The organism is Streptomyces sp. NPDC102490, from assembly GCF_044765285.1.
GTDB lineage: Bacteria > Actinomycetota > Actinomycetes > Streptomycetales > Streptomycetaceae > Streptomyces.
This window is the reverse complement of sequence record NZ_JBIWJU010000011.1, coordinates 277,312-292,467: the sequence shown is the minus strand read 5'-3', so window position 1 is coordinate 292,467 and position 15,156 is coordinate 277,312. Positions and strand designations below refer to the sequence as shown.

General features: G+C 72.7%; 14 protein-coding genes. 5 read left to right on the top strand and 9 right to left on the bottom strand.

Annotated elements, in window-relative coordinates; all coding sequences use genetic code 11:
• Window positions 1-424: 424 nt before the first annotated feature.
• Window positions 425-2,029 carry an amidohydrolase gene (locus tag ACIRGB_RS26335; protein ID WP_403869778.1) on the bottom strand — a complete coding sequence of 535 codons (1,605 nt, stop codon included), beginning with the start codon at window positions 2,027-2,029 and terminating at the stop codon, window positions 425-427.
• An 88-nt stretch (window positions 2,030-2,117) separates the two neighbouring features.
• Window positions 2,118-2,558, bottom strand: a complete 441-nt coding sequence (locus ACIRGB_RS26330) for an Lrp/AsnC family transcriptional regulator (RefSeq protein ID WP_403869775.1) — start codon at window positions 2,556-2,558, stop codon at window positions 2,118-2,120.
• Between the two features lie 267 nt (window positions 2,559-2,825).
• Here ACIRGB_RS26330 and ACIRGB_RS26325 point away from each other — a divergent pair, with 267 nt between their 5' ends.
• Both ACIRGB_RS26325 and ACIRGB_RS26320 read left to right on the top strand, forming a co-directional pair.
• Window positions 2,826-3,263: a hypothetical protein gene (locus ACIRGB_RS26325; RefSeq protein WP_403869772.1), complete on the top strand. Its 438-nt coding sequence runs from the start codon at window positions 2,826-2,828 to the stop codon at window positions 3,261-3,263.
• A gap of 164 nt (window positions 3,264-3,427) precedes the next feature.
• On the top strand, window positions 3,428-3,745 hold the full coding sequence (locus ACIRGB_RS26320) for a hypothetical protein (RefSeq protein WP_403869769.1): 318 nt from the start codon (window positions 3,428-3,430) through the stop codon (window positions 3,743-3,745).
• On the opposite strand, the gene ACIRGB_RS26315 is transcribed toward ACIRGB_RS26320, so the two are convergent.
• Window positions 3,708-4,883, bottom strand: coding sequence for an acyl-CoA dehydrogenase family protein (locus tag ACIRGB_RS26315; RefSeq protein WP_403869766.1), 1,176 nt, complete (start codon window positions 4,881-4,883; stop codon window positions 3,708-3,710). The two genes, ACIRGB_RS26320 and ACIRGB_RS26315, sit on opposite strands and share 38 nt — an antisense overlap.
• A gap of 367 nt (window positions 4,884-5,250) precedes the next feature.
• On the opposite strand from ACIRGB_RS26315, the gene ACIRGB_RS26310 reads away from it, so the two are divergent.
• Window positions 5,251-6,504, top strand: a complete 1,254-nt coding sequence (locus tag ACIRGB_RS26310) for a glycoside hydrolase family 18 protein (protein WP_403869763.1) — start codon at window positions 5,251-5,253, stop codon at window positions 6,502-6,504.
• A 90-nt stretch (window positions 6,505-6,594) separates the two neighbouring features.
• Here the strand turns inward: ACIRGB_RS26310 and ACIRGB_RS26305 are convergent, their stop codons facing one another.
• The 3 genes from ACIRGB_RS26305 to ACIRGB_RS26295 all read right to left on the bottom strand — a co-directional run bounded on the left by ACIRGB_RS26305 (window position 6,595) and on the right by ACIRGB_RS26295 (window position 8,980).
• Window positions 6,595-7,257 carry a TetR/AcrR family transcriptional regulator gene (locus tag ACIRGB_RS26305; protein WP_403869760.1) on the bottom strand — a complete coding sequence of 221 codons (663 nt, stop codon included), beginning with the start codon at window positions 7,255-7,257 and terminating at the stop codon, window positions 6,595-6,597.
• A gap of 80 nt (window positions 7,258-7,337) precedes the next feature.
• Window positions 7,338-7,478: an SCO1431 family membrane protein gene (locus ACIRGB_RS26300; protein ID WP_403869757.1), complete on the bottom strand. Its 141-nt coding sequence runs from the start codon at window positions 7,476-7,478 to the stop codon at window positions 7,338-7,340.
• Window positions 7,479-7,600: 122 nt separating this feature from the next.
• Window positions 7,601-8,980 (bottom strand): peptidase C39 family protein, encoded by a 1,380-nt coding sequence (locus tag ACIRGB_RS26295; RefSeq protein ID WP_403869754.1) that lies wholly within the window; start codon window positions 8,978-8,980, stop codon window positions 7,601-7,603.
• A 184-nt stretch (window positions 8,981-9,164) separates the two neighbouring features.
• Here ACIRGB_RS26295 and ACIRGB_RS26290 point away from each other — a divergent pair, with 184 nt between their 5' ends.
• Entirely contained in the window at window positions 9,165-9,785 is a 621-nt protein-coding gene (locus ACIRGB_RS26290) for a uridine kinase (protein ID WP_403869922.1), read from the top strand.
• Between the two features lie 428 nt (window positions 9,786-10,213).
• The gene (locus tag ACIRGB_RS26285; protein ID WP_403869751.1) at window positions 10,214-12,070 is read left to right on the top strand and encodes an AAA family ATPase; all 1,857 of its coding nucleotides are present in this window, start codon (window positions 10,214-10,216) and stop codon (window positions 12,068-12,070) included.
• A 32-nt stretch (window positions 12,071-12,102) separates the two neighbouring features.
• Here ACIRGB_RS26285 and ACIRGB_RS26280 read toward each other — a convergent pair whose 3' ends face one another.
• From ACIRGB_RS26280 to ACIRGB_RS26270, 3 genes are all read right to left on the bottom strand, one after another.
• Window positions 12,103-13,140: a hemolysin family protein gene (locus ACIRGB_RS26280; protein WP_403869748.1), complete on the bottom strand. Its 1,038-nt coding sequence runs from the start codon at window positions 13,138-13,140 to the stop codon at window positions 12,103-12,105.
• Window positions 13,137-14,468 carry a hemolysin family protein gene (locus ACIRGB_RS26275; protein ID WP_403869744.1) on the bottom strand — a complete coding sequence of 444 codons (1,332 nt, stop codon included), beginning with the start codon at window positions 14,466-14,468 and terminating at the stop codon, window positions 13,137-13,139. Before ACIRGB_RS26275 ends, ACIRGB_RS26280 begins: the two co-directional genes overlap by 4 nt.
• A 203-nt stretch (window positions 14,469-14,671) precedes the next feature.
• Complete coding sequence (locus ACIRGB_RS26270) at window positions 14,672-15,142, bottom strand: PH domain-containing protein (protein ID WP_403869741.1); 471 nt, start codon at window positions 15,140-15,142, stop codon at window positions 14,672-14,674.
• Window positions 15,143-15,156 lie beyond the last annotated feature (14 nt).

Genomic DNA, 15,156 nt, shown 5'->3' with positions numbered 1-15,156 from the left:
GGGTAGGGATGGCCGATTCGGGCCGTTTGTGCGACGGATGGGGGCCCGGCGCCCTTCGGGCCGGCCCGGGACCCGCCGGCTGCGGGTCGACCTGGGCCGTTGTCTACTGAGCGCCCGGGCCCCACCCGGGTCACACCTCCCGACCGGCCGGAACGTTCCCTCGTCGCGGTGCGGGCACTGAGCCTGGCTCCCAGTGGCGGTGCCCCGGTGCGGCACACCGTCCCTGACTCAGCGGCGCCGCGACGCGTGTGCGGAAGATTCGCCGGTCGGGCGTCCGGTGGTGGACTCCGCCGAACCTACCGGCCCCCCGCCGTCGCCTGTCAACAGTCGTGCCACCTGCGCCTTTGATCTCAATGCGCAGGTCAGCGCGGAGGAGGCGCAGGTCGCGGCCGCGCGAAGATCATCGCCCCGTCGGCCGTGGAGATCACTCGCCCGGCCGTACGAAGACGGTCCGGCCGCCCACCACGGTGCGCAGGCAGACGGGCAGGTCCCGGCCCGGGGTGAGGTCGGGCAGACCGGGGGTGCCGGAGCGGGGGTCGGTCGACCAGCGCGCCACCCGGTCGTCCGGGGCCTGGACCACCAGTGCGCCGGTACGCCACACGGCGTAGTCCGCGGGTGCGCCCGGCACCAGGACGCCCGCGTCGTCGCGGCCGATCGCCCGCCAGCCGCCGCGCGTGTGCGCCGTGAACGCGGCACGCACGGAGACCCGGTGCTCCGGAGTGCGGTGGAAGGCGGCGGCCCGGACGGTGCCCCACGGGTCGAGGGGCGTGACCGGGCTGTCGGAGCCGAAGGCGAGCGGCACGCCGGCGCGCAGCAGGGCAGCGAAGGGGTTGAGCGTGCGGGCCCGCTCGGCGCCCAGCCGCCGGGCGTACATGCCGTCCTCGCCGCCCCAGAGCGCGTCGAAGGCGGGCTGTACGGAGGCGGTCAGACCCAGCTCGGCGAAGGCCGCGACCGTCTCGGGCGTGAGCATCTCGGCGTGCTCGATCCGGTGGCGGGCGGCGCGCACGCGGGCGAGGCCGGTCTTGTCGGCGGCGGCGCGCACCCCCTCCACCACGGCGCTCACGGCGGCGTCGCCGATGGCGTGGAAGCCCGCCTGGAGGCCGGCCTCGGTGCAGGCGACGACGTGCGCGGCGACGGCGGCGGCGTCCAGGTGGGCGGTGCCGGTGTGCCCGGCGTCGGCGTAGGGCTGGTGCAGGCAGGCGGTGTGCGAGCCGAGGGAGCCGTCGACGAAGAGGTCGCCGGCGGCCCCGACCGCGCCCAGCTCCCGCGCCTTGTCGACGTCCTGCTCGGCCCAGTAACCGATCACCCGCGGTCCGGGCTCCTGGGCGGACAGGCGCAGCAGGCCGGTGAGGTCGTCCTCGGAGGAGATCTCCGGGCCTGCGCATTCGTGAACGGTTCCGATGCCGAGGGAGGCGGCGTGCGCGAGGGCGGCGCGCTGGGCTCCGGCGCGCTGGGCGGGGGTGACGGCCCCGAGCGCCGCGGCGCGTACGGCGTGGTGGGCGTCGCCGGTGAGCGGGCCGTCCCCGTGTGCGAGGCCACCGGGTGCCAGGTCGAGCAGGGCGGTGGTGACGACGGCCGAGTGGACGTCGATACGACTGAGATAGAGAGGCCGACCGCCGGTCGCCGCGTCCAGTTCGGCGCGCGTCGGGGGCTGTCCGTCCGGCCAGCGGGCGGCGTCCCAGCCGTGCCCGAGAAGCACCCGGTCGTCCGGGCGGGCGGCGGCGAAGTCCCGTACGAGGGCGAGGGCCGCCTCGCGGCTCGGGGCGCCGGAGAGGTCGAGCCCGGTGAGGGCGAGGCCCGTGGCGGTGGTGTGCACGTGTGCGTCGGTGAACGCCGGGGTGACGAGCGCGCCGTCGAGGTCGATCACCTCGTCGACCCCGTCCGCGAAGGCGTCCGCGGCGCCCTCCGAGCCGACCCAGGCGACCTGGCCGCGTTCGACGACCATGGCCGTCGCGAAGGGGTCGGCGGGACTGTGGACCTCGCCGCGGCGCAGCAGGACGGTCGAGGACGGGGTGGTGGACTCACTCATGGACACCAGTCTCGCCCCTCGCGGGCGCCGTCCGGCAGCCGGGGCGGCCCGGCGGTCGCCCGTGGCTCCCGGCCCCGCGCGGGTGGCGTCAGATCCGCGGCGGCCGGGACTCGTAGGGGGTCGAGAGGACGACGGTGGTACGGGTCGACACACCCGCCAGCGAGCGGACCCGGGCGAGCAGTTCCTCCAGCTCGTGCGGGGTGGCCACGCGGACCTTGAGGATGTAGTTCTCGTCGCCCGCGACGCTGTGGCAGGCCTCGATCTCGGGGACCCCGGCGAGGCGGTCCGCGATGTCGTCGGGGGCGCTGGGGTCGAACGGTTTCACCGAGATGAACGCGGTCATCGGCAGCCCGACGGCCCCCGGCTCGACGACCGCGGCGTACCCGCGGATGACGCCACGCTGTTCCAGCCGCCGCACCCGCTGGTGCACGGCCGACGTGGACAGGCCCGTGGCCTTGCCCAGGTCGGTGTAGCTCATCCGCCCGTCCTTGACGAGCAGCTGCACGATCTGTCGGTCCAGCTCCTCCATGGCGCAAGAACCTACAGTGCGGTTGATCTCCTCGGATACCTGTGCAGTCCGGGTCATGCCCCGTTCGTGATGTGACGGGGCGTCGGGCGACGGCCGGGCGGGGACAAACGCGTCGCACGGGGCATCTGCGAGCGGCATGTGACGAACACCACACTGGTTGAACGTTCTCCGTGATGTCCTCGTGATTACCCCGGAGGGGGGACGGGAAGTGCTTGCTGTGGTCGAGGCCGCAGTGCCGTCGCGACCCAGCCCGAGGGGGAGAATCCCATGCAGAGTCTTAAGCGCCCTGGTCGTACCGCGCCCAAGCGGCAGCAGCCGGTCGTCGAGCCCGTCCCGGAGGGCGTCGAACCCGACGCCTACGACGACGAGGACTTCGACGCCTACGACACCTTCGAGATGTACCGGGTGTTCTGCCCGGACTGCGCGCAGCCCATCGCCCTGCTGGCGGACGAGGAGACGCTGCCGGAGCACGCGCTGTGCGCCTCGCCGTGGAACCCGTTCGGGCTCACGGTCTGCGCCGGCACCGGCCGCCGGGCCACCGAGGCCCGGCCCGCCGACGAGTCGTTCCAGCCCCACGAGCAGGACACCGCCCTGCTGTTGACGCTCCCCCGGGGCCTCGACTGGCGGACCCAGCCCTTCTCCCACGTCGGCGGCCCGGGCTCGCGCCCGATGCGGGTGCCGACGATGCGGCGCGAAGCGGCCTGAGGAGCCCGGACTCCCGGCTCAGGGGGCTCGCCCACTCGTTCCGTCACCCCGACCGCGCCACGGCTCGCAGGACGCCGTGGTGCGGGTCGGTGGTGGACGCGCACGAACTCACTCTCGATTGCGTTCGCCGGTGACCTGTCCGCAGTTCGCCGCGTTGCCCGGGTATGACCCCCACGTACTCGTCGACCGGGAGTCGGCGCCGCGTGTTCGTACCGGTGTCCGCGGGACCGGTTCCCCCGGCCCCGCAGATCCCCGACCCGCCGATCTACCGTGAGCTGATGCGGACCTGGGCCGACGGCGGCCGCACCCTGCCGGGGCGGCACGACCCGGAGTGGGTCAGGCTCGCGGAACCCCCGCGCGGGCTGGGTGACTTCTTCGCCACGGGTGACTCCTTCACCACCGGCGACTTCCGCGTCGGCGGCGACTTCGCCGTCTCCGCCGACTTCACCGCTCCTCGGGACCCGCGAGGTGACGGGCGATGACCATCCGCTGGATCTGGTTGGTGCCCTCGACGATCTGGAGCACCTTGGCCTCGCGCATGTACCGCTCGGCCGGGAAGTCGGCGGTGTAGCCGTACCCGCCGAGGATCTGCACGGCGTCGGTGGTGACCCGCATCGCCGTGTCGGTGCAGTGCAGCTTGGCCATGGCGGCCTGCTTGGCGAACGGCCGTCCGGCGTCGCGCAGTCGTGCCGCCGTCAGGTACAGGGCGCGGCCGGCCTCGATCTGCGTCGCCATGTCCGCGAGCATGAAGCGCAGCCCCTGGAAGTCGGCGATCGGCTTGCCGAACTGCCGTCGCTCGGCCGCGTAGGACACCGCCGCGTCCAGCGCCGCCTGGGCCACGCCGATCGCGCAGGCGGCGATGCCGAGCCGGCCGGAGTCCAGCGCGGACAGGGCGATCGCGAAGCCCTGTCCCTCGTCGCCGAGCCGGCGGGCGTCGGGGACCCGCACGCCGTCGAGGTGGACCTGCGCGGTGGGCGAGCCCTTGAGCCCCATCTTCCTCTCCGGCACCGCGGCGCTCAGCCCCTCGGCGTCACCGGGCACCAGGAAGGCGGTGATGCCGCGGGGGCCGTCCTCTCCGGTACGGGCCATGACGGTGTAGAAGTCGGCGACGCCGCCGTGCGTGATCCACGCCTTGGTGCCGGTGATCACCCAGTCTCCGCCGCTCTCCCGCACGGCCTTGGTGCGCAGCGAGGCGGCGTCGGAGCCCGAGGTCGGCTCGGAGAGGCAGTAGGCGCCGAGCAGGCCACCGCCGAGCATCGCGGGCAGGTGCTCGGCCTGCTGCTCCTTGGTGCCGTGGGCGGCCAGCGCGTAGGAGGCGAGCGTGTGCACGCTGACGCCGAGGCCGACGGTGAGCCGGGCCGCGGCCAGCTCCTCGAGGACCTGGAGGTAGACCTCGTAGGGCTGCTCGCCGCCGCCGAACTCGGCGTCGTAGGGCAGTCCGAGCAGGCCGGAGTCGGACAGGAGGGTGAAGACCTCGCGCGGGAAGCGTCCGGCGTCCTCCTCCTCGGCCGCGCTCGGGACGATCTCACGCTGCGCGATGTCGCGGACGAGCGAGATCAGGTCCCGTGCCTCGTCCGTGGGCAAGGTCCGGTCCACCGGCTGCGGGGCGCGGTCGGGCATGGCGACGCTCTCCTCCCTGTCGGGCACATCGGCGGACGTGCGCCTTGGGTGGAGGCGGCTCCGCCGGGTCGTTCGGGCCTGGCCGATGCTCGCACTCCCGGGTCGCGGAAGCGGCTGACCAGCGGCTGTGCGCTGTGAGTATGCCCGATCGGAGGCACGGAGTCACCAGTTAACGACCGCTTACTCAAAGAATTCCGGGAACCGGCCCGGACGGGCCCGGAGGGCGGGGATTTCCCCATCGCAACCCGAGAATGGTCCGAACCATTGACCACACTGGTCTAGTCCTCCTACGGTGACGGACCGAACGCCTCACCGCGTTCATGCCAATCGGCGCGCGTTTCCCTCTTCCCCCACGAGGAGACACCCGATGCACGTCCCGCACCTCCCCCGCGTCCGCCCCACCCGGACGCTCCTCTCCGCCCTGTGCACCGTCGCCCTCGGCGCCGGGCTGCTGGCCGGCGCCGGCCCGGCCACGGCCACCGCCGCGCAGACCGGGGCACCCGCCGCGCAGACCGCCGCCGGGTCCAAGGTCGTCGGCTACTTCACCGAATGGGGCGTCTACGACCGCGGTTACCACGTCAAGAACATCGAGTCGTCGGGCTCCGCCGACCGACTCACCCACATCAACTACTCGTTCGGCAACGTCACCGGCGGCAAGTGCGCCATGGGCGACGCCTACGCGGCGACCGACCGGGCCTACACCGCCGCCGACTCCGTGGACGGCGTCGCCGACACCTGGGACCAGCCGCTGCGCGGCAACTTCAACCAGCTGCTCAAGCTGAAGAAGAAGCACCCCGACCTGAAGATCCTCTGGTCGTTCGGCGGCTGGACCTGGTCCGGCGGCTTCGCGCAGGCCGCGCAGAACCCGGAGGCGTTCGCCCAGTCCTGCTACGACCTGGTCGAGAACTCCCAATGGGCCGACGTCTTCGACGGCATCGACATCGACTGGGAGTACCCGAACGCCTGCGGCCTGAGCTGCGACACCAGCGGCCGTGATGCCTTCCCGAAGCTGATGAGCGCCCTGCGCGCCAAGTTCGGCCAGGACTACCTGGTCACCGCGGCGATCACGGCCGACGCCACGGCCGGCGGCAAGATCGACGCGGCCGACTACGCGGGCGCCGCGCAGTACGTCGACTGGTACAACCCGATGACGTACGACTTCTTCGGCGCCTGGGACGCCGCCGGGCCGACCGCTCCGCACTCCCCGCTCACCTCCTATCCGGGCATCCCGAAGGAGGACTTCCACACCTCGGCGACGATCGCGAAGCTCAAGGGGCTCGGCATTCCGCCCTCGAAGCTCCTGCTCGGCCTCGGCTTCTACGGCCGCGGCTGGACCGGTGTCACCCAGTCGGAACCCGGCGGCACCGCGACCGGCCCGGCGAAGGGCACGTACGAGAACGGCATCGAGGACTACAAGGTGCTGCGGACCAGTTGCCCGGCGACCGGCACCGTAGGCGGCACCGCGTACGCCAAGTGCGGCAACGACTGGTGGAGTTACGACACTCCGCAGACCATCGCCACCAAGATGGCGTACAAGAACGAGCAGGGTCTCGGCGGCACGTTCTTCTGGGAGCTGAGCGGCGACACCGCGGACGGTGAGCTGATCAAGGCGATCGACTGAACCGTCCGGCGCACACGGGGGGCGGAGGGGCGGAGACCGGCTCGGGTCTCCGCCCCTCCGTCAAGCTCCGCCAAGCTCTGTCGGGCGTCGTCAGGCGTCGTCCCGGCGGGCCGGGGCGGGGGCAGGGCAGGCGGGGTCCAGTTCCTCGATGGCGCGCAGCGTGCCGCCGAGTGACTTCACCAGCAGCTCGCGCATGCTCTCGCGGGGCAGTTCCGGGCGGCCGATCCAGTCCAGGGTGGCGCCCTCGACGCCGCACACCCAGGCGAGCAGGCCCATGCGGGCCAGCGGCCCGATGTCCGAACGCCCGTACGCCCCTTCGGCGATGGTGCCGACGATCACCTCGCGCACCCCGTCCCGGATGGCGTGCACCTCGGCGTCGAAGCCGACTCCGCCGCTGACGATGGTGCGGTAGGCGGCCTGGTTCTGCTCGGCGTAGCGCAGGTAGCCGTCGATGGTGCGGTGGACGCGGTCCACCTGCGGCAGTTCGGTCCCGCGCGCCGCAGTGGTGACGAGGTCCGTGACGGAGTCCTGGATGATCGCCAGGTAGTAGCCCCGCTTGGACTGGAAGTAGTAGTAGATCAGCCCTTTGGCGACATGCGCCTGGCGGGCGATGTCGTCCATCGAGAGCGCGTCGTACGACGTGTCGGCGAACAACCTCCGCCCGATGGCGATGAGTTCGGCGCGACGCGCCAGCGAACGCTCGGTGCCGCGCGCCCGGGGACGGACGTCGGCACCTTGTTGACTGATATTCAATTTCGACCCTGGTCTCCTACGGGCGGCGGGACCTCCGCAGTATGGCAGGCCGGGTCGTGGGGCAGGTCACACCCGGGTCGTCACAGCAGGCCCAGCTGGACCACGAGCATCGCGACCACCACGACGAGCGTCCAGCCCATGACGTGTTCCAGGATCTTGGGGCCGTCGTCCTTGGGGCCCCCGGTGCGGGCACGGGTGGCGGTTGCGGTGTGTGCGGTCATGGCGTCTCGCTGGTCTCGGGTTCGGCTTCGGCGGATTCCCCCCGCTCACGGTGTCCACTTTGCCACCGTGAGCGGCTTGTGCGGCCGAGAGCTTGGTCACAGCGGGGTGCGGTGCGGTCCGCTCAGCGCACGCCCACCGCCGCGAGGGCCTTGCGCTGACGCGGGCTGGGGTGGGCCGGGAAGTACAGGTAGCAGACGCCGCCGGTGCCGGAGACGACCTTGCCACTGGCGTTGTACCGCTTCGTCCTGAGCCAGATGTTCTCCCACTCGCGCCGCCGGTAGACGCGGCGCACGGCGTCGTTGTCGTCCGAGGCCGGGTCGTTGGCGATCACGTCGCCGTCGGCGGTGAAGCCGATCACGGTCATCAGGTGGCCCGAGGTGCCGTAGCCCGACCCGGTCAGCTCCTCCTCCAGGAACGACTGGGACGTGATGGCCGGGATGCCGGCCGCGATCAGCGTCTCCAGGTCGGTGAGGGAGCCGAGGCGGGTGACCACGCCCTGGAGGCCCTCGAAGGTGGCGGCGTAGGCGGCGTTGAAGGGCCAGTTGCCGCAGCCGGCGTACTGGTAGTCGTACGTGTACCGGGCGGCGTGGCAGACCTGCGGGTCGGCGTAGGAGGGGTCGACCCAGGCGAGCTGCTTCTCGGTGAGGCGCCCGCCCCAGTACTCGATGATCATCTGCGAGGAGGTGGGGCTGCACCAGGCCTCGCCGCCGTTGTCGTACTGGGGGTACTGGCCCTTGTGGATCTCCTGCGAGTAGCGCGGGACGCGCAGCTCCCCGGCGTGGCCCGGGGCGGAGGCCGGCACGGTGAAGCGGTCGGGGACGTCGGAGCCCATCGCGCCGAGCCGCCAGACGGTGGGCGTGGTGCGCGTGCCGGGGCGGCGGTGGAGGGTGAGCCGGAGCCGGTAGGAGACCAGGCGCAGGCCCGTGGAGGCGTCGTCGAGGGAGAGAGTGTCGGTCCAGACACTGCTCTTGCCGTCGCTCTGGTCGTCGACCGAGGTCCGCCTGATGTCGCGCTCGCCGTCGCCCGCCGCCCAGCGGCCCATCACGTACCAGGGCGTGTCCGTGCCGTCCGAGTAGGCGCCCTTCAGCTCGACCTGGATCCAGGTGCCGGCCGGCGTGTGCGCGTTCCAGGAGGCGATGACCTCCGTCGCGGGCACGGTGAGCCGGTGGACGGGGGAGGTCCAGGTGGCGTACTCCCAGGCGGCGGTGGTGCCGGTGTGCGGATCGGTGTACTCGGTGGTGCCGGCCGGCGCGCCGAGCACGACGCCGGGACGGGCGCCCGCGACGGGGCGGGCCCCGCGCACGGTCCCGCTCCGCCAGTCGCCGTACGTGGTCCAGGCGTGGTAGTCCACCGGCCGGGTGCCGGCCCGGTCGGGGTCCGCGCCGCCGCCTGCGCTGGGCGCGGACTGGGCTGCGGCCGGGATCGCGCCGCCCGCGACGGCGGCCGCGGCGACGGCCGCGGCCAGGAGGGTTCTGCGGGACGGCTGTTCGACTCTGCTCATGGGCGGGAGACCCCCAGGTGTGCGGATCGGGCGGGTCCGTCGTTGCACGGTCGTGCGCCAACTATGGCCGCAGCCGCCCGCTCCTGCCAGCACTTCCCCGCACGCCACGCCACCAATATTGGTGTCGACCACTGGTTAGAGTGCGGGGGAACGCCTCTGTCCGCTCCCGCCCCCAGGACCCGCCATCCTCGACCTAGCGGCCCGGCTCCGCCGGCTTCCCCCCTCCTGCGGCCCCGTGCGTCTGATCGGTGTCGACGGGTACGCCGGGTCCGGGAAGTCCACGTTCGCCGGGCGCCTGGCGGCCGAGCTGGGCGGTGCGCCGGTGCTGCACCTCGACGACATCGCCAGTCACGACGAGCTGTTCGACTGGACCGCACGGCTGCTCGACCAGGTGATCGAGCCCCTCCGGCGCGGCGACACGGCCCACTACGCCCCCTACGACTGGCGGGCCCGGAGTTTCGGCGCTCCGCGCCCACTGCCGCCCGCTCCCGTGATCCTGGTCGAGGGCGTCGGCGCCGGCCGCGAGGCGCTGCGGCCCCACCTGGCCGGGCTGCTCTGGATGGAACTGCCCCGGGAGCGGGCGTGGGCGCGAGGACGGGCGCGCGACGGAGCGGAACAGCGGGCGTTCTGGGACGGGTGGATCCCGGCCGAGCGCCGGCACTTCGCCGAGGACCCCTCGCGCCCCTTCGCGCACCTTCTGGTGCGCCAGCGCGCACAGGGGTACGAGGTGCTGCCGGGGCCCGCGGGAACGGCCTCCAGAGCCCACTTCCTCACAGAGGGTGACGGACCTTCCGCAATGTGTTGAACTCGTGAAGATCGCGCACCGATGACCCGCCGACGTGCCCCAACTTCGCTTGACCCGGGGGCCGTACAGGTCTTACGTTCTGAATGTGCGGTAGTTCGAAGCCGCCGACAGACGCGAAGCCCCCGGTTGTTCCCCCGTGATCGGGGGCTTCGTTCTGCCCTGAGCCCGTTTTCCGGCTCCTCCGCGACGCCGCACGCTCACCCTCCGTCACCTTCCGGCCTCCCGGTCCACCCGCTCCCACCTCGTGGAACGACCCCTCCCGCACCCTTCGGAGGACAGACCGCCGCGGGTACGATGCCCTCGGTGCGACCTACGGGAGATTGCCGCACGCACCTGCAACTCCGGTCCGCGGTACAGCCGTTGACCGAGGCGGCCGACGAGCGACGGCTCGGCGGCATACCGACGGGGGCACGTAGGTGGGGGACGTGATGGACTTCGGCACGCAGGGCCCACAGGCCCCGGCCGAACTCGCCTGGCTGCGCGGCGTGGACGCCTACACCATGGGGGCCTACCCGCAGGCGGAGGAGGAGTTCCGGGCGGCGGTGCGCATCGATCCCACGATGGCCGACGGCTGGCTTGGACTGCACGCGTTGCGCGTCGACACCACGAACGCGCTCCTGCGAATGTTCCGCAACCGCGACCGCTTCGGCGAGCAGCGGGCCCGCCATCGCCGGACGCTCAACTCCTGGTACTGGCTGGGCTGGTGGGTGCAGCCGGTACTGGAGAACCCGCGCGATCTGCTGCTGGCGCACGCCTCGCACTGGCTGGACGGCCGGCACGTCCCGGAGCTGGACCGGGCCCTGGCCGGGCTGCCTCCGGTGGACTCCGACCCGCAGGTCCGTTTCCTGCACGCGTGCCGCGCCTACCTGGTCAAGGACTGGGAGCAGCTGGTCCGGCACACCGACCCCCTGCTCGGCGACCCCTTACTGGGCATCGAGGCCGGCCTGTTCAGCGGCATGGCCAGGGTCCGCCTGGAGATGTACGGGCAGGCCGAGCCGCTGCTTTCGGCGGCCCTGATGCGGTGCCGCAGCGAGCAGCCGCAGCGCAAGGAACTGCGGTACTGGCTGGCGCGGGCCCACGAGGGCACCGGGCGCAGCGCCGCCGCGCTCCCCCTGTACCGGGCGGTGCACCGCGTCGACCCCGCGTTCATGGACACCTCGGCCCGGCTGGCCGCGATCGCCGAGGCCGACGGCTACGACGACGCGAGCGACTTCGCGGGGCTCGCGCAGGCGGGAGCCGGGCCGGACGGCCTGGACGGACTCGACCCCCTCTTCGGCACCGAGGAGCGCGACCTCAAGCTCTCCGTGCCCGAGCCCCCGCTGTCCGCCCCGCTGCCCCCGCTCGGCGGACCGTCGGTGCGCGAGAAGGCGGGCGGACCCGACCCGTCCCTGCCCAGCGGGCCCACCGATCCCGCCCTGCTGGAGGAGGCGCTCGCCGAGCTGGAGCGGATGGTGGGCCTCGAACCGGTGAAGCGGCAGGTCAAGGCGCTGTCCGCGCAGCTGAACATGGCGCGGCTGCGGGCCGGGCAGGGGCTGCCCGTGCAGCCGCCCAAACGTCACTTCGTCTTCTCCGGTCCCTCCGGCACCGGCAAGACCACCGTGGCCCGCATCCTGGGCCGGGTCTTCTACGCCCTCGGACTGCTCGGCGGCGACCACCTGGTGGAGGCGCAGCGGGCCGATCTGGTCGGCGAGTACCTGGGCCAGACCGCCGTGAAGGCGAACGAGCTGATCGACTCCGCGCTCGGCGGTGTCCTCTTCGTCGACGAGGCGTACTCCCTGTCCAACTCCGGGTACGGCAAGGGCGACGCGTACGGCGACGAGGCGCTCCAGGTGCTGCTGAAGCGAGCCGAGGACAACCGGGACCACCTGGTGGTGATCCTGGCCGGCTATCCGGAGGGCATGGATCGGCTGCTGAGCGCCAACCCGGGGCTGTCCTCCCGCTTCACCACCCGGGTCGACTTCCCGTCGTACCGGCCGCTGGAGCTGACCTCGATCGGTGAGGTGCTCGCGGCAGAGAACGGGGACGCGTGGGACGAGGAGGCGCTGGACGAGCTGCGGTCGATCGCCGGGCACGTGGTGGACCAGGGGTGGATCGACGAGCTGGGGAACGGGCGGTTCCTGCGGACGCTGTACGAGAAGAGCTGTGCGTACCGGGATCTGCGGTTGTCCGAGTATCCCGGGGTGCTGACCCGGGACGACCTGGCGACGTTGCGGTTGCCGGATCTGATGCAGGCGTACGGGGAAGTGCTGTCGGGGCGGGGGCCGGGGGAACCGTCCGCCATGTAGTCCCCCCGGCCGCACGCCTGCCGCGGTCGTGGCTAGGTCGCCAGCGTCACCTCTCGGTGGGCCGGGTCCCTCACCTCGCCGACCAGGAGTTCCAGTACGTCCTCCAGGGCGACCAGGCCGAGCACCTTCCCGGACGCGTCCGTGACCTGGGCCAGGTGGGTCGCCGCGCGGCGCATCACCGTGAGGGCGTCGTCCAGGGGCAGTTCGGGGCGCAGCGTGGTCATCGGGCGCCACAGGTGCTGGGGGACGGCACGGTCGGACTCCTCCAGGTCGAGGACGTCCTTGACGTGCAGGTAGCCCATGAAGGCGCCTTGGTCCACCGCGATCGGGAAGCGCGAGTACCCGGTGCGGGCGGTGAGCGCGACGATCTCCCCGGGCGTGACCGAGGGGCTGACCGTCACCAGGGACTCGCGCCCGAGGAGGACGTCCGTGACCGGGCGGGAGCCCAGTTCCAGGGCGTCCTCCAGGCGTTCCTGTTCCTCCGGGTCGAGGAGTCCGGCCTGGCCGGCGTCCTCCACCAGGCGGTTGAGCTGCTCGCTGGTGAAGACGGCCTCGACCTCGTCCTTGGGCTCGACGTGGAAGAGCCGCAGGATGCCCTGGGCGCAGGCGCCGAGCGCCACGGTGAGGGGCCGGCACAGGCGGGCGAAGGCGACGAGGCCGGGGCTGAGCCACAGCGCGGCCTTCTCGGGGGCGGCCATCGCGAGGTTCTTCGGGACCATCTCGCCGATGACCAGGTGGCAGAAGACCACGGCGGCCAGCGCGATGACGTAGCCGAGCGGGTGGATCATGCCGTGCGGCAGGTGGACCCACGCGAAGACCGGCTCCAGCAGGTGGGCGACGGTCGGTTCGGCGACGGCGCCGAGGGTCAGCGAGCAGACGGTGATGCCGAACTGGGCTGCGGCCATCATCTGCGGCAGCCGTTCCAGGCCGTACAGCACCTGTCGGGCGCGGGCGGTGCCGAGGGGTTCGATCTGGCTGCGGCGCACGGAGACGAGGGCGAACTCGGCGCCGACGAAGAAGCCGTTGGCGAGCACGAGCAACGCGGCGAAGAGGAGTTGCAGGACGCTCATCGGGCGGCCTCCAGCGCGGAGACCGCGGCGGTGCGCACCAGTCGTATCCGCTCGGCGCGGTAGTGGCCGACCTGGCGGACCGAGAGCCGCCAGCCGGGCAGTTCCGCGCGGTCGCCGACGGCCGGGATGCGGCCGAGCAGGTCGGCGACGAGGCCGGCCACCGTCTCGTAGGGGCCCTCGGGCGCCTGAAGGCCGACGCGTCGCAGGATGTCGACGCGGCAGCTGCCGTCGACGTCCCAGGCGGGGCGTCCGTCCTCGGGCGGGGCGGGGGCGAGTTCGGGCGCGTCGAGGCCGTCGTGCTCGTCGCGGACCTCGCCGACGATCTCCTCGACGATGTCCTCCAGGGTGACGACGCCGGCCGTGCCGCCGTACTCGTCGACCACGACCGCGATGGGCTGCTCGCTGCGCAGGCGGGTGAGCAGGGGCCGTACCGGCAGGGTCTCGGGGACGAGCAGCGCGGGGCGGGCGATCCGGCCGGCCGGGGTGCGCAGCCGGTCGTGCACGGGGACCGCGAGGGCGTCCTTGAGGTGCACCATGCCGACGATCTCGTCGATCTTCTCCCGGTAGACGGGGAAGCGGGACAGGCCGGTGGCGCGGGTCAGGTTGACGACGTCCTCGGCGGTGGCCGAGGAGTGCAGGGCGCTGACCTTCACCCGGGGGGTCATGACGTGCTGGGCGGTCAGGTCGCCGAGGGACAGGGTCCGTACGAAGAGGTCGGCGGTGTCCTGTTCCAGGGCGCCGGCCCGGGCCGAGTGCCGGGCCAGGGAGACCAGTTCGCCGGGGGTGCGGGCGGAGGCCAGTTCCTCGGCGGGTTCGATGCCCAGGGCGCGGACCAGGCGGTTGGCCACGGTGTTGAGCGCGGCGATCACCGGGTGGAAGAGCCGGGCGAAGGCGTGCTGGGGGCCGGCGACGAAGCGCGCCACCTGGAGCGGTTTGGAGACCGCCCAGTTCTTGGGCACCAGCTCGCCGATCACCATCTGGACCGCGGAGGCCAGCAGCATGCCGACGACGACCGACACGCCGGACACCGCCCCGTCGGGGACGCCGATGGCCGTGAACGGGCCGTCGAGGAGTTGGGCGAGTGCCGGTTCGGCGAGCATGCCGACGACGAGGGAGGTGATGGTGATCCCGAGCTGGGTGCCGGAGAGCTGGAAGGACAGCTCCTTGAGGGACTCGACGACCCGGTGGGCACGCCGGTCGCCGGCCGCGGCGGCCTGCTCGGCGTCGGGCCGTTCGACGGTCACCAGGCCGAACTCGGCCGCGACGAAGAAGCCGTTGGCGAGGATCAGCAGGAACGCGGCTGCCAGGAGCAGCAGGGGGGTGGTCATGATGCCGCCGCCTGTGGGGTGTCACAGCAAGGGGCGGCGCAGGTACTGCAGGACGATCCGTCCATCGCCGGAGGGAGTCACTCCTCGGGTAGCAGGAACCCCGCGCACCGGGCGGAGCGACGGGGGCGAGGACGCGACGGCCGCGTCCGTGTTCCCAGATTAATCACGAAAAGGGTGCCCGCGGCAGGGCCGGCGACACCGCGTCAGTCACGTGGGGCCTCGGGGAGGGCACCGGAACGGGCCTCCACGAGGTCGCGCAGGGCGCGTGCGTCGGCGAGGGCGCGCTGCCTGGCGATGCCCGGCTGGATGCCGAGCGCGGGCAGGCTGGTGCCGTCGCTGAGGTCGAGGAAGACCCAGGGGTCGCCCTGGCGGAGGTTGACCCGGAGGATTTCGGCCCAGTCGAGGTGACGTCTGGCGGTCAGGTTGACCACGGTCACGCCCGTCTCGTCGGCGACCACCCGGGGCCGGGCCAGCAGGAGCAGCACGGCGGCCAGGACGAGGGCGGTGAACACGAAGCTGAGGCGCTCGCCGGGGCCGAGGCCGTCCAGCACCATCCCGACCGCCGTGATCGTCGCGAAGGCGAGGACCGCGAGGACGATCAGGACGGCACGGGTGCGGCCCGGACGGAAGGTGACGGGCAGGGCCGGCAGGTCGTCCGGCGTGGTGTCGGGCATGGTGTGGCTCCGGG

What these genes read in the sequence shown, in the direction of transcription:
- ACIRGB_RS26335 (WP_403869778.1), bottom strand. Translation starts at nt 2,029, where the DNA reads ATGAGTGAGTCCACCACCCCGTCCTCGACCGTCCTGCTGCGCCGCGGC.
- ACIRGB_RS26330 (WP_403869775.1), bottom strand. Translation starts at nt 2,558, where the DNA reads ATGGAGGAGCTGGACCGACAGATCGTGCAGCTGCTCGTCAAGGACGGG.
- ACIRGB_RS26325 (WP_403869772.1), top strand. Translation starts at nt 2,826, where the DNA reads ATGCAGAGTCTTAAGCGCCCTGGTCGTACCGCGCCCAAGCGGCAGCAG.
- ACIRGB_RS26320 (WP_403869769.1), top strand. Translation starts at nt 3,428, where the DNA reads ATGACCCCCACGTACTCGTCGACCGGGAGTCGGCGCCGCGTGTTCGTA.
- ACIRGB_RS26315 (WP_403869766.1), bottom strand. Translation starts at nt 4,883, where the DNA reads ATGCCCGACCGCGCCCCGCAGCCGGTGGACCGGACCTTGCCCACGGAC.
- ACIRGB_RS26310 (WP_403869763.1), top strand. Translation starts at nt 5,251, where the DNA reads ATGCACGTCCCGCACCTCCCCCGCGTCCGCCCCACCCGGACGCTCCTC.
- ACIRGB_RS26300 (WP_403869757.1), bottom strand. Translation starts at nt 7,478, where the DNA reads ATGACCGCACACACCGCAACCGCCACCCGTGCCCGCACCGGGGGCCCC.
- ACIRGB_RS26295 (WP_403869754.1), bottom strand. Translation starts at nt 8,980, where the DNA reads ATGAGCAGAGTCGAACAGCCGTCCCGCAGAACCCTCCTGGCCGCGGCC.
- ACIRGB_RS26285 (WP_403869751.1), top strand. Translation starts at nt 10,214, where the DNA reads ATGGACTTCGGCACGCAGGGCCCACAGGCCCCGGCCGAACTCGCCTGG.
- ACIRGB_RS26280 (WP_403869748.1), bottom strand. Translation starts at nt 13,140, where the DNA reads ATGAGCGTCCTGCAACTCCTCTTCGCCGCGTTGCTCGTGCTCGCCAAC.
- ACIRGB_RS26275 (WP_403869744.1), bottom strand. Translation starts at nt 14,468, where the DNA reads ATGACCACCCCCCTGCTGCTCCTGGCAGCCGCGTTCCTGCTGATCCTC.
- ACIRGB_RS26270 (WP_403869741.1), bottom strand. Translation starts at nt 15,142, where the DNA reads ATGCCCGACACCACGCCGGACGACCTGCCGGCCCTGCCCGTCACCTTC.